This is a genomic window from Janthinobacterium sp. 1L-D-8-B-C4 (assembly GCF_057291295.1).
Map to the genome: position 1 here is coordinate 1 of NZ_JBXAVX010000031.1, position 12,993 is coordinate 12,993.

General features: G+C 56.6%; 9 protein-coding genes and 1 tRNA gene. All 10 read left to right on the forward strand.

The features are described from left to right. On the forward strand, window positions 1-405 hold a 405-nt coding region (locus tag AC0Z42_RS29465), incomplete at its 5' end, for an EF-Tu C-terminal domain-related protein (RefSeq protein ID WP_010394306.1). A 66-nt stretch (window positions 406-471) separates the two neighbouring features. After that, window positions 472-547 (forward strand) — tRNA-Trp (locus AC0Z42_RS29470). Window positions 548-579: 32 nt separating this feature from the next. Then, complete coding sequence (gene secE / locus AC0Z42_RS29475) at window positions 580-963, forward strand: preprotein translocase subunit SecE (protein ID WP_010394308.1); 384 nt, start codon at window positions 580-582, stop codon at window positions 961-963. Further along, the gene (gene nusG, locus AC0Z42_RS29480; RefSeq protein WP_485471609.1) at window positions 963-1,580 is read left to right on the forward strand and encodes a transcription termination/antitermination protein NusG; all 618 of its coding nucleotides are present in this window, start codon (window positions 963-965) and stop codon (window positions 1,578-1,580) included. Before secE ends, nusG begins: the two co-directional genes overlap by 1 nt. A 116-nt stretch (window positions 1,581-1,696) precedes the next feature. Further along, window positions 1,697-2,131: a 50S ribosomal protein L11 gene (gene rplK, locus AC0Z42_RS29485; RefSeq protein ID WP_034753131.1), complete on the forward strand. Its 435-nt coding sequence runs from the start codon at window positions 1,697-1,699 to the stop codon at window positions 2,129-2,131. Continuing rightward, a complete protein-coding gene (gene rplA, locus AC0Z42_RS29490) occupies window positions 2,131-2,826 on the forward strand; it encodes a 50S ribosomal protein L1 (RefSeq protein ID WP_485471610.1) in 696 nt (231 codons plus the stop codon). The genes rplK and rplA overlap by 1 nt, the downstream gene beginning before the upstream one ends. 317 nt (window positions 2,827-3,143) lie before the next feature. Next, window positions 3,144-3,686: a 50S ribosomal protein L10 gene (gene rplJ, locus AC0Z42_RS29495; protein WP_071079796.1), complete on the forward strand. Its 543-nt coding sequence runs from the start codon at window positions 3,144-3,146 to the stop codon at window positions 3,684-3,686. A 67-nt stretch (window positions 3,687-3,753) separates the two neighbouring features. Then, window positions 3,754-4,125 carry a 50S ribosomal protein L7/L12 gene (gene rplL, locus AC0Z42_RS29500; protein ID WP_485471611.1) on the forward strand — a complete coding sequence of 124 codons (372 nt, stop codon included), beginning with the start codon at window positions 3,754-3,756 and terminating at the stop codon, window positions 4,123-4,125. Window positions 4,126-4,386: 261 nt separating this feature from the next. Further along, a complete protein-coding gene (gene rpoB / locus AC0Z42_RS29505; protein WP_485471612.1) occupies window positions 4,387-8,493 on the forward strand; it encodes a DNA-directed RNA polymerase subunit beta in 4,107 nt (1,368 codons plus the stop codon). Window positions 8,494-8,601: 108 nt separating this feature from the next. Beyond that, window positions 8,602-12,849: a DNA-directed RNA polymerase subunit beta' gene (gene rpoC / locus AC0Z42_RS29510; RefSeq protein WP_485471613.1), complete on the forward strand. Its 4,248-nt coding sequence runs from the start codon at window positions 8,602-8,604 to the stop codon at window positions 12,847-12,849. The last annotated feature ends 144 nt before the right edge of the window (window positions 12,850-12,993 follow it).

Sequence of the window (12,993 nt, forward strand, 5' to 3'; positions counted from 1 at the left end):
ATGTTCCGCAAACTGCTGGACCAAGGTCAAGCAGGCGACAACGTTGGTCTGCTGCTGCGCGGCACCAAGCGTGAAGACGTGCAACGTGGTCAAGTTCTGGCAAAACCAGGCTCGATCAAGCCACACGCCCACTTCACCGGCGAGATCTATGTTCTGTCGAAAGACGAAGGCGGCCGTCACACGCCATTCTTCAACAACTATCGTCCACAGTTCTACTTCCGTACGACGGACGTGACTGGTTCGATCGAGTTGCCAGCAGACAAAGAAATGGTCATGCCAGGCGATAACGTATCGATCACTGTCAAGCTGATCAACCCGATCGCGATGGAAGAAGGCCTGCGCTTCGCTATCCGTGAAGGCGGTCGTACCGTCGGCGCCGGCGTGGTTGCAAAAATTCTCGCATAAGGAAATGTTAGGCTTCCACCTGGGGCGTCTCAGGTGGTAGAATAGCACTCCACAAAAGTTTTACGTAGGGACGTAGCTCAATTGGCAGAGCGTCGGTCTCCAAAACCGAAGGTTGGGGGTTCGAGGCCCTCCGTCCCTGCCACCGTCAAGGTGCAGGGCACCGAAAGTAGAAAAATGTCAAATCAATCCGTGCAAACCGTTAGCACGTCGAGTGACAAGATAAAAGTCGCGCTGGCAATAGTGGCTGCGATTGCAGGAGTAGTCGGGTTTTATTACCTGGCAGGCCAACCAGCTCTGGTGCGTGCAAGCGCGCTTGTGGCTGGTTTGGTTATTGCTGTTGCGCTCTTGTATGTCTCGACGACCGGCCGTGAATTCCTGAATTTCGCCAAAGAAGCCGTGCGCGAGACCAAGAAAGTCGTTTGGCCTACCCGCAAAGAAGCCACGCAGATCACCGCGATTGTGTTTGCTTTTGTGCTGGTCATGGCGATTTTCCTGTGGGGCACGGATAAATTGCTTGAGTTTCTGTTGTATGACGTAATTCTGGGTTGGAAAAAATAATGAGCGAAAATGTGCAAGATGACGCGGCACCAGCTGGCGACGTTCCGGCAACGGAATCTGGCGCAGCGCTGAGCGTACCGGTCAGCAGCAAGCGCTGGTACGTCGTGCATGCTTATTCCGGCATGGAAAAAAGCGTCATGCGTGCACTGACCGAGCGCATCGAACGCGCCGGCATGCAAGACCAGTTCGGCCAGATCCTGGTGCCGATCGAAGAAGTAGTTGAAGTCAAGAATGGTGTCAAGTCGGTTACCGAACGCCGTTTCTACCCTGGTTATGTACTGGTAGAAATGGAAATGACGGACGAGAGCTGGCACCTGGTAAAAAATACCAGCAAGGTTACCGGTTTCATCGGTGGCAAATCGAACAAGCCGACGCCGATTTCCGCGCGCGAGATCGATGCCATCATGCGCCAGATGCAGGAAGGTGTTGAAAAGCCCCGTCCGAAAACCTTGTACGAAGTGGGCGAGCAAGTGCGCATCAAGGATGGCCCGTTCACCGACTTCAACGGCAATGTCGAAGAAGTCAACTACGAGAAATCCAAAGTGCGCGTGTCGGTCACCATCTTCGGTCGCGCTACCCCGGTGGAACTCGAATTCGGCCAGGTCGAAAAAGTTTAAGTCTGTATCAAGCGCCACCAGGAGCGTCGCAAAGGTTACTGCGAAATCCGGTCAGAGGAGCCCCGCCAGGGTAGGATCGGCGGGGCGCTACTACTCAATCCAAGATAGGAGCCATCATGGCAAAGAAAATCATTGGTTTTATCAAGCTGCAAGTACCAGCTGGTAAAGCAAACCCATCCCCACCAATCGGTCCAGCTCTGGGTCAACGTGGCCTGAACATCATGGAATTCTGCAAAGCCTTCAATGCACAGACCCAAGGTCTGGAGCCAGGCATGCCGATTCCAGTCGTGATCACCGCGTTTGCTGACAAGTCCTTCACGTTCGTGATGAAGACGCCACCAGCAACCTACCTGATCAAAAAAGCTGCTGCGATCACCAAAGGTTCGCCGAAACCACATACCGACAAAGTCGGTACGCTGACCCGCGCACAAGCTGAAGAAATCGCTAAATTGAAAACCCCTGATCTGACCGCTGCCGACATGGATGCTGCCGTACGCACCATCGCTGGTTCCGCACGTTCGATTGGTATCACGGTGGAAGGTGTTGTATAATGGCTAAGTTATCCAAACGTATCAAGGCTTTCAAAGCCAAAGTTGACCGTACCAAAGCGTACGAGTTCGACAACGCTGTCGCTCTGATCAAAGAGTGCGCAACCGCCAAGTTCAATGAATCGATCGACGTATCGGTACAACTGGGTGTTGATCCTAAGAAATCCGACCAGGTTGTTCGCGGCTCCGTCGTGCTGCCAGCTGGCACCGGCAAGACCGTACGCGTGGCTGTATTCGCGTCGGGCGAAAAAGCGGAAGCGGCAAAAGCTGCTGGCGCCGACATCGTTGGTATGGAAGACCTGGCTGAATCGATCAAAGCCGGTAACATGCCTTTCGATATCGTTATCGCTTCGCCAGATACCATGCGTATCGTTGGTACCCTGGGTCAGATCCTGGGCCCACGCGGCCTGATGCCTAACCCGAAGGTTGGCACTGTTACTCCTGACGTCGCTACCGCCGTGAAAAACGCGAAAGCCGGTCAAGTTCAGTACCGTACCGACAAATCCGGTATCATCCACGCTACCATCGGCCGTAAATCGTTCGCTGACGCAGATCTGAAGTCGAATCTGGTCGCACTGATCGACGCGCTGAACAAAGCCAAGCCAGCATCGAGCAAAGGCGTGTACCTGCGCAAAGTTTCGCTGTCGTCGACCATGGGCGCTGGCGTCCGTGTTGACCAGGCTAGCCTGGCAGCTTAAGTAAAGAATCAAGTCCCGCGCGCCTCCGGGCGCTGCGGGCGCATCTTTGGGCTGTCGGCATGGTGTTGCACCGTGCCGGCAGACAATCAAAGACCGTTGGGCCGACTGCGATCACACATGCAGAAGGTTAATAGGCTGGCCGGCAACGGCCAGTGCCCAACGCAGATGGTGTACCCGAACAAGTTTTGTAGTCCTCATGCTGCGTGAATCCATCCGCTCAGTTTAGTACTTCTTGACTTCGGACGCCGTGTTCGAACCGATGCAAGGCGCTCAACCACTCGGTTGTGATCGCTGAACATCATTTAAGGAGGTTGACCGTGAGTCTCAATCTGAATGACAAAAAGGCCGTTGTCGCCGAAGTTTCCGCACAAGTAGCAAATGCGCAAACCATCGTCGTGGCCGAATATCGTGGCATCCAGGTTGGTCACTTGACGCAACTGCGTGCTAAAGCGCGTGCCCAAGGCGTGTACCTGCGTGTGTTGAAAAACACTCTGGCTCGTCGCTCCGTTGAAGGTACCGCATTCGCCAGCCTGGCAGATGCCATGACCGGCCCGTTGATCTACTCGATCTCGGCCGATGCCGTTGCAGCAGCTAAAGTCATCGCTGACTTTGCTAAAACCAACGACAAACTGGTCATCAAAGCAGGTAACTACGCAGGCAAGCCGCTGGATACAGCTGCTGTCACCGCGTTGGCGAGCATTCCTAGCCGTGAAGTCCTCATTGCGCAGTTGTTGGGCGTTATGCTGGCTCCGGTTTCGGGCTTTGCACGTGGTCTGGCTGCCCTGGCAGCGAAAAAAGGCGAAGGCGCCGAAGCTCCTGCAGAAGAAGCAGCAGCAGAAGAAGCCCCAGCAGCCGCTTAATAGCGCGCGCTTTTTTCTCTCAGTACCAATCTGATGTAACTAACGTAATAAATTTAGGAGTTTCAAAATGGCAATTAGCAAAGACGACATCCTGGAAGCAGTTAGCGCCATGTCCGTAATGGACCTGAACGACCTGGTCAAAGCTTTCGAAGAAAAATTCGGCGTATCCGCAGCAGCAATGTCGGCTCCTGCAGCCGGCGGCGCAGCAGCTGCTGTTGCTGAAGAGCAAACCGAATTCAACGTTGTTCTGGACAGCTTCGGCGCGAACAAAGTTGGCGTCATTAAAGCAGTTCGCGAAATCACCGGCCTGGGCTTGAAAGAAGCTAAAGACCTGGTCGATGGCGCACCAAAAACTGTGAAAGAAGCAGTGTCGAAAGCTGACGCTGAAGCTGCACAGAAGAAACTGGTAGAAGCCGGCGCAACCGCTTCGATCAAGTAATATCTGTACTGGCGTCAGTTAGCGCCCGAGTCAAAGTCTGAGGTTTCCCCTCGCAAGGGGGGAAATCCGACTTTGGCTCCTTTGTCGTCTGTATCGTATTTGTAGTAGTTGTAACGTCGTCGTAAGCCGCAGTTTTTATTCGATTCAAGCCGGAAAGCAGAGCCTTGAGGTTTCGTCTGTGTCACACGCAGCCGCGAATGTTGCAACTGAGCACTTGCAAAACCTGAATTTTCTATCCTTTCTGTCACTCACGGAGTGTCCATGCACTACTCATTTACTGAGAAGAAACGCATTCGCAAATCATTCGCGAAGCGCGCCAACGTTCACCACGTTCCGTTCCTGCTGGCGACCCAGCTCGAGTCTTATCATAGTTTCTTGCAAGAGGACATAGCACCGTCCGGCCGCAAGAACGATGGCCTGCAGTCGGCCTTCACTTCGATTTTCCCTATCGTGTCGCACAATGGTTTTGCGCGTCTCGAATTCTTGTCGTACGTCCTCGGTGATCCTGCCTTTGACGTCAAAGAATGTCAACAACGTGGCCTGACGTTCGCGTCGCCGCTGCGCGCGAAAGTGCGCCTGGTGATCCTGGACAAGGAATCGCCGACCAAGCCGGTCGTCAAGGAAATGAAAGAACAGGAAGTCTACATGGGCGAATTGCCGCTCATGACGACCACCGGTTCGTTCGTTATCAATGGCACCGAGCGCGTCATCGTTTCCCAGTTGCACCGCTCGCCAGGCGTGTTCTTCGAACACGACCGCGGCAAGACCCACTCGTCGGGCAAGCTGCTGTTCTCCGCGCGTATCATTCCTTACCGCGGTTCGTGGCTGGACTTCGAGTTCGACCCGAAAGACATCCTGTTCTTCCGCGTCGACCGCCGCCGCAAGATGCCTGTGACGATTTTGCTGAAAGCCATCGGCATGTCGCACGAGCAGATCCTGGCGAACTTCTTCGTCTTCGACAATTTCAACCTGCGCTCCGAAGGCGCGGAAATGGAATTCGTCTCCGAGCGTCTGCGCGGCGAAGTTGCGCGCTTTGACATCGTCGACAAGTCGGGCAAGACCCTGGTGCTGAAAGACAAGCGTATCAACGCGAAACACGTGCGTGATATCGAAGCTGCCGGCATCAAGCACATTTCCGTACCGGAAGACTACCTGCTGGGCCGCGTATTGGCGAAGAACATCGTCGATGGCGATACCGGTGAAGTTGTCGCTTCCGCCAACGATGAGCTGACCGAAGACCTGCTGGGCCGCCTGCGCGATGCCAACATTTCCGAAATCCAGACCTTGTACACCAACGACCTGGATCAGGGTGCGTACATCTCGCAAACCCTGCGTATCGACGACACTGCCGACCAGATGGCCGCGAAAGTGGCAATCTACCGCATGATGCGTCCAGGCGAGCCGCCAACCGAAGATTCGGTGGAAGCCCTGTTCAACGGCCTGTTCTACAACTCGGACCGCTACGACCTGTCGGCTGTCGGCCGCATGAAGTTCAACCGCCGCATTGGCCGCGATGAACTGACCGGCGCCATGACGCTGTCGAACGACGACGTGCTGGCCGTGATCAAGATCCTGGTGGAACTGCGCAACGGCCGCGGCGAAGTCGACGATATCGATCACCTGGGTAACCGTCGCGTACGTTGCGTGGGCGAACTGGCCGAGAATCAATTCCGCGCCGGCCTGGTGCGCGTTGAGCGCGCTGTCAAGGAACGCCTCGGCCAAGCCGAAGCGGACAACCTGATGCCGCACGACCTGATCAACTCGAAGCCGATTTCGGCCGCAATTCGCGAGTTCTTCGGTTCGTCCCAGCTGTCGCAGTTTATGGACCAAACCAATCCTCTGTCGGAAATTACCCACAAGCGCCGTGTATCGGCTCTGGGACCCGGCGGTCTGACACGCGAACGCGCCGGCTTTGAAGTGCGCGACGTGCATCCGACCCACTACGGCCGCGTCTGCCCGATCGAGACACCGGAAGGTCCGAACATTGGTCTGATCAACTCGCTGGCCTTGTATGCCCGCCTGAATGAATACGGCTTCCTGGAAACCCCGTACCGCAAGGTCGAAGGCTCCAAGATCACCGACCAGATCGACTACCTGTCCGCCATCGAAGAAGGCCGCTATATCATCGCCCAGGCGAATGCGACCATCAACGACGCAGGCATGCTGAGCGATGAACTGGTATCGGCCCGTGAAGCTGGCGAAACGATTCTGGTGTCGCCAGAGCGCATCCAGTACATGGACGTGGCGCCAGGCCAGATCGTTTCCGTCGCAGCCTCGCTGATTCCGTTCCTCGAACACGATGATGCGAACCGTGCATTGATGGGTGCCAACATGCAACGCCAGGCTGTGCCTTGCTTGCGTCCTGAAAAAGCGCTGGTCGGTACTGGCATCGAACGCACCGTTGCGGTCGACTCGGGCACCACCGTGCAGGCATTGCGTGGCGGTATCGTCGATTACATCGATGCCGGCCGTGTCGTGATTCGGGTGAATGATGACGAAGCGCAAGCTGGTGAAGTGGGCGTCGACATCTACAACCTGATCAAGTACACCCGTTCGAACCAGAACACCAATATCAACCAGCGTCCTATCGTGCAAGTGGGCGACCGTGTTGCCAAGCGCGACGTGATCGCCGACGGCGCATCGACCGACCTGGGTGAATTGGCGCTGGGCCAGAACATGACCGTGGCTTTCATGCCATGGAATGGTCTGAACTTCGAAGATTCGATCCTGATCTCGGAAAACGTCGTCAAGGACGACCGCTACACCTCGATTCACATCGAAGAGTTGTCGGTGGTGGCACGTGACACGAAACTGGGCGCGGAAGAAATCACGCGCGACATCTCGAACCTGGCTGAAAACCAGCTGGCTCGCCTGGATGAATCCGGTATCGTCTACATCGGCGCCGAAGTACAAGCCGGTGATACTCTGGTTGGTAAAGTAACGCCTAAAGGCGAAACCCAGCTGACCCCGGAAGAGAAGCTGCTGCGCGCGATTTTCGGCGAAAAAGCCTCGGACGTGAAAGACACCTCGCTGCGCGTGCCTTCGGGCATGATCGGTACCGTGATCGACGTGCAAGTGTTCACCCGTGAAGGTATCGTGCGCGACAAACGCGCCCAGCAGATTATCGATGACGAACTGAAACGCTTCCGCCTGGATCTGAACGACCAGATGCGTATCGTTGAAGGCGATGCCTTCCAGCGTCTGGAAAAAATGCTGATCGGCAAAGTTGTCAACGGCGGCCCTAAAAAGCTGGCCAAAGGCGCCAAGATCACCAAGGAATACCTGGACGATCTGGACAAATACCACTGGTTCGACATCCGCCCGGCGGACGACGATGCAGCGGTAGCGCTCGAAGCGATCAAGGAATCGATCAACGAGAAGCGTCACCAGTTCGACCTGGCCTTCGAAGAGAAGCGCAAGAAACTGACGCAAGGCGATGAGCTGCAACCAGGCGTGCAAAAAATGGTCAAGGTCTACCTGGCCGTGAAACGCCGCCTGCAGTCGGGCGACAAGATGGCAGGTCGCCACGGTAACAAGGGTGTGGTTTCCCGTATTGTTCCTGTGGAAGACATGCCATACATGGCCGACGGCACGCCAGCCGACGTGGTGCTGAACCCGCTGGGCGTTCCTTCGCGGATGAACGTTGGTCAGATTCTCGAGACTCACCTGGGCTGGGCTGCCAAGGGTCTGGGCATCCGTATCGGCGAAATGCTGAAGGCGCACACGCAAGCCGAAGAAATGCGCAAGTACCTGACCGTGATCTACAACGAGAACGGCCGCGCTGAAGATCTGGACGCGTTTGACGACGAAGAAATCATGAAGCTGGCGGAAAACCTGAAAAAAGGTGTTCCATTCGCCACCCCAGTGTTCGACGGCGCCAACGAAGAAGAGATCCGCCGCATGCTGGACCTGGCTTACCCTGACGCGATTGCCAAGAACCTCGGCATGACCCCGTCGAAAAACCAGGTGACCATGTATGACGGTCGCACCGGTGAAGCATTCGAGCGCAAGGTCACTGTCGGCGTGATGCACATGCTGAAACTGCATCACCTGGTCGACGACAAGATGCATGCGCGTTCGACCGGTCCTTACTCGCTGGTGACGCAACAGCCGCTGGGCGGTAAAGCCCAGTTCGGTGGTCAGCGCTTCGGTGAGATGGAAGTGTGGGCACTGGAAGCATACGGCGCGTCGTATGTCTTGCAAGAGATGTTGACCGTCAAGTCCGATGACGTGAATGGCCGTACCAAAGTGTACGAAAACCTCGTCAAGGGCGATCACGTGATCGACGCCGGCATGCCGGAATCGTTCAACGTGCTGGTCAAGGAAATCCGTTCGCTGGGTATCGATATCGACCTCGAACGCAACTAAACGACAAGCTCTGTCATTTGGTTTGGGAAACACAAAGCCCGGCTGGGAAACCATGCCGGGCAATGTAGTCTCAGGAATATAGAAATTTAATCACCTCTGGAGTGATACATGAAAGCACTGCTCGATCTATTCAAGCAAGTACAGACCAACGAGACCTTCGATGCAATCAAGATCGGTCTCGCTTCGCCTGAGAAAATCCGTTCGTGGTCCTACGGCGAAGTCAAAAAGCCGGAAACCATCAACTACCGTACCTTCAAGCCTGAACGCGATGGCCTGTTCTGCGCCAAGATCTTTGGCCCGATCAAGGACTACGAGTGCCTGTGCGGCAAGTACAAGCGCCTGAAACACCGCGGCGTGATCTGCGAAAAATGCGGCGTCGAAGTCACGCTGGCCAAAGTGCGCCGCGAGCGCATGGGCCACATCGAACTGGCTTCGCCTACCGCCCACATCTGGTTCCTGAAGTCCCTGCCATCGCGCCTGGGCATGGTGCTCGACATGACGTTGCGGGACATCGAACGCGTGCTGTACTTCGAAGCATATGTCGTGACCGATCCAGGCATGACCCCGCTGAAAAAGTGCCAGATCATGTCGGAAGACGACTACGCCGCCAAGTACGAAGAGTACGGCGACGACTTCACCGCCTTCATGGGCGCCGAAGGTATCCGTGAACTGCTGCGCTCGATCGACATCCACCGCGATGCCGAGACCTTGCGCGTGGAACTGAAGGAATCGAAGTCCGAAGCGAAGATCAAGAAATACGCCAAGCGCCTGAAAGTACTGGAAGCGTTCCAGCGTTCGGGCATCAAGCCTGACTGGATGATCATGGAAGTGCTGCCGGTGCTGCCGCCGGAACTGCGCCCATTGGTCCCGCTGGACGGTGGCCGTTTCGCGACCTCGGATCTGAACGATCTGTATCGCCGCGTGATCAACCGTAACAACCGCCTGAAACGTCTGATGGAGCTGCGCGCGCCAGAGATCATCACGCGCAACGAAAAGCGCATGCTGCAAGAAGCGGTCGATTCGCTGCTGGACAATGGCCGTCGCGGCAAAGCGATGACCGGCGCCAACAAGCGTCCGCTGAAATCCCTGGCCGAGATGATCAAGGGCAAGGGCGGTCGTTTCCGTCAGAACTTGCTGGGCAAACGCGTCGATTACTCCGGTCGTTCGGTCATCGTCGTGGGCCCGCAATTGAAACTGCATCAGTGCGGCTTGCCGAAACTGATGGCGCTGGAACTGTTCAAGCCATTCATTTTCAATAAACTGGAACTGATGGGCCTGGCCACGACCATCAAGGCAGCGAAGAAACTGGTTGAAATTCAGGAACCAGTGGTGTGGGACATCCTGGAAGACGTGATCCGTGAACATCCGATCATGCTCAACCGCGCACCAACCCTGCACCGCCTCGGTATCCAGGCTTTCGAGCCGGTGCTGATCGAAGGCAAGGCCATCCAGCTGCACCCACTCGTCTGCGCCGCATTCAACGCCGACTTCGACGGTGACCAGATGGCGGTCCACGTGCCACTGTCGATCGAAGCGCAGATGGAAGCGCGCACGCTGATGCTGGCGTCGAACAACATCCTGTTCCCGTCGAACGGCGAACCGTCGATCGTGCCGTCGCAGGATATCGTGCTTGGTCTGTACTACGCCACGCGTGAAGCCATCAATGCCAAGAACGAAGGCATGATGTTCCCTGACGTGTCGGAAGTGATCCGCGCCTACGACAACAAGGAAGTCGAACTGACGACCCGCGTGACCGTGCGTATTACCGAATACCCGAAAAACGCCGAAACCGGCGAATTCGAAAAAACGGTAACTCGCTACGAGACCACCATCGGTCGTGCGATCCTGTCGGAAATCCTGCCGAAAGGCCTGCCTTTCTCGGTGCTGAACCGCGCGCTGAAAAAGAAAGAAATTTCCAAGCTGATCAACACGTCGTTCCGCAAGTGCGGCCTGCGTGCCACCGTGGTGTTCGCAGACAAACTGATGCAATCGGGTTTCCGCTTGGCGACACGTGCCGGTATCTCGATCTGCGTCGACGACATGCTGGTACCGCCACAAAAAGTCACGCTGATCGCGGCGGCCGAATCGGAAGTCAAGCAGATCGAGCAGCAGTATGCTTCGGGTCTGGTGACCGCCGGCGAGCGTTACAACAAGGTAGTCGATATCTGGGGCAAGACCTCGGATGAAGTCGGCAAGGCCATGATGGACCAGCTCAAGGTCGAAGACGTGATCCGCCGCGACGGCACCAAGTCGACGCAGGAATCGTTCAACGCCATTTACATGATGGCCGACTCCGGCGCGCGCGGTTCCGCAGCCCAGATTCGCCAGTTGGCCGGTATGCGTGGCCTGATGGCGAAACCGGATGGCTCGATTATCGAAACGCCGATTACCGCGAACTTCCGCGAAGGCCTGAACGTGTTGCAGTACTTCATTTCGACCCACGGCGCTCGTAAAGGTCTGGCCGATACGGCGCTGAAAACGGCTAACTCCGGTTACCTGACGCGTCGTCTGGTCGACGTGACGCAAGACTTGGTCGTGATCGAAGATGATTGCGGCACCATGAACGGCGCCCTGATGAAAGCGCTGGTTGAAGGCGGTGAAGTCATCGAGCCATTGCGTGACCGTATCCTCGGCCGCGTGACGGTGCACGATGTCGTCAATCCTGAATCGCAGGAAACACTGTACGAAGCCGGCACCCTGATGGACGAAGACATGGTCGAAGAGATCGAGCGTCTGTCGATCGACGAAGTCAAGGTCCGTACGCCACTGACTTGCGACACGCGCTTCGGCCTGTGCGCCAAGTGCTATGGCCGCGACCTGGGCCGCGGCATGCTGGTCAATGCCGGCGAAGCCGTCGGTGTGGTTGCAGCGCAGTCGATTGGTGAGCCGGGTACCCAGCTGACCATGCGTACGTTCCACATTGGTGGTGCGGCGTCGCGTGCGGCAGTGGCATCGTCGGTGGAAGCTAAATCGAACGGTACCATCCGCTTCACGGCAACCATGCGTTACGTGACGAACGGCAAGGGCGCGCAAATCGTCATTTCGCGTTCCGGCGAAGTGCTGATCACCGACGACCATGGCCGTGAGCGCGAGCGTCATAAAGTACCTTACGGCGCGACCCTGATCGTCAAGGACGGCCTGGTCATCAAGGCCGGCACGGCGCTGGCAACATGGGATCCTTTGACCCGTCCGATCATTACCGAATATGCCGGTCAAGTGCGTTTCGAGAACGTCGAAGAAGGCGTCACCGTAGCCCGCCAGGTCGACGAAGTGACCGGTCTGTCCACCCTGGTGGCGATCGATGCAAAACGTCGCGGTTCGCTGACCAAAACGCTGCGTCCGCAAGTCAAGCTGATCAACGACCAGAACGAAGAAGTCAAGATCGCCGGCACCGAACACTCGGTGGCGATCGGCTTCCAGGTTGGCGCGCTGATCATGGTGAAAGACGGCCAGGCGGTATCGGTTGGTGAAGTGCTGGCACGTATCCCGACCGAATCGCAAAAAACGCGCGATATTACCGGTGGTCTGCCACGCGTGGCCGAGCTGTTCGAAGCCCGTTCCCCGAAAGACGCCGGCATGCTGGCGGAAGTCACGGGTACGGTTGCGTTCGGCAAGGAAACCAAAGGCAAGCAGCGCCTGGAAATCACGGACATGGACGGCAACAAGCACGAGTTCCTGATTACCAAGGACAAGCAAGTGCTGGTGCATGACGGCCAGGTCGTGAACAAAGGCGAGATGATCGTGGACGGCCCGGCCGATCCGCAAGACATCCTGCGTCTGCTGGGTATCGAAGCGCTGGCGCGTTACATCGTCGACGAAGTACAGGACGTGTACCGTCTGCAAGGCGTGAAGATCAATGACAAGCACATCGAAGTGATCGTGCGTCAGATGCTGCGCCGGGTTCAGATCGTCAATGCCGGCGACACCAACTACATCGTTGGCGAGCAGGTGGAACGTTCGGAACTGCTGGATCAGAACGATTTGATGGAAGCCGGGAACAAGATTCCTGCGACCTACGAAAACGTCTTGCTGGGTATTACCAAGGCTTCCTTGTCGACCGATTCGTTCATCTCGGCCGCATCGTTCCAGGAAACCACCCGCGTGCTGACGGAAGCGGCGATCATGGGCAAGCGCGACGGTCTGCGTGGCCTGAAAGAGAACGTCATCGTCGGCCGCCTGATCCCTGGCGGTACCGGCCTGGCCTTCCACCGCGCACGCAAGGAAAAAGAAGCGTGGGAAGTCGAAGAGCGTCAAGCCCTGCTGCTGGCCGAGAAAGCCTCGATGGCCGGCGAAGCTGCCGAAGCGTTGCAGGACATCGAAACGCAAGCCCAGCATCATCACGGCGACGAAGCGTAACACTAGCTACCAGCTGACAAGAACGGCACCTTCGGGTGCCGTTTTTTTTCGTCGACGATTTTGCCCCCGCCGCGCACGCAAAGAGAAAGAAGTGCGGGTTGGGCGAAGAGCGTCAAGCCCTGCTGCTGGCCGAGAAAGCCTCGA

What these genes read in the sequence shown, in the direction of transcription:
- secE (WP_010394308.1), top strand. Translation starts at nt 580, where the DNA reads ATGTCAAATCAATCCGTGCAAACCGTTAGCACGTCGAGTGACAAGATA.
- nusG (WP_485471609.1), top strand. Translation starts at nt 963, where the DNA reads ATGAGCGAAAATGTGCAAGATGACGCGGCACCAGCTGGCGACGTTCCG.
- rplK (WP_034753131.1), top strand. Translation starts at nt 1,697, where the DNA reads ATGGCAAAGAAAATCATTGGTTTTATCAAGCTGCAAGTACCAGCTGGT.
- rplA (WP_485471610.1), top strand. Translation starts at nt 2,131, where the DNA reads ATGGCTAAGTTATCCAAACGTATCAAGGCTTTCAAAGCCAAAGTTGAC.
- rplL (WP_485471611.1), top strand. Translation starts at nt 3,754, where the DNA reads ATGGCAATTAGCAAAGACGACATCCTGGAAGCAGTTAGCGCCATGTCC.
- rpoB (WP_485471612.1), top strand. Translation starts at nt 4,387, where the DNA reads ATGCACTACTCATTTACTGAGAAGAAACGCATTCGCAAATCATTCGCG.
- rpoC (WP_485471613.1), top strand. Translation starts at nt 8,602, where the DNA reads ATGAAAGCACTGCTCGATCTATTCAAGCAAGTACAGACCAACGAGACC.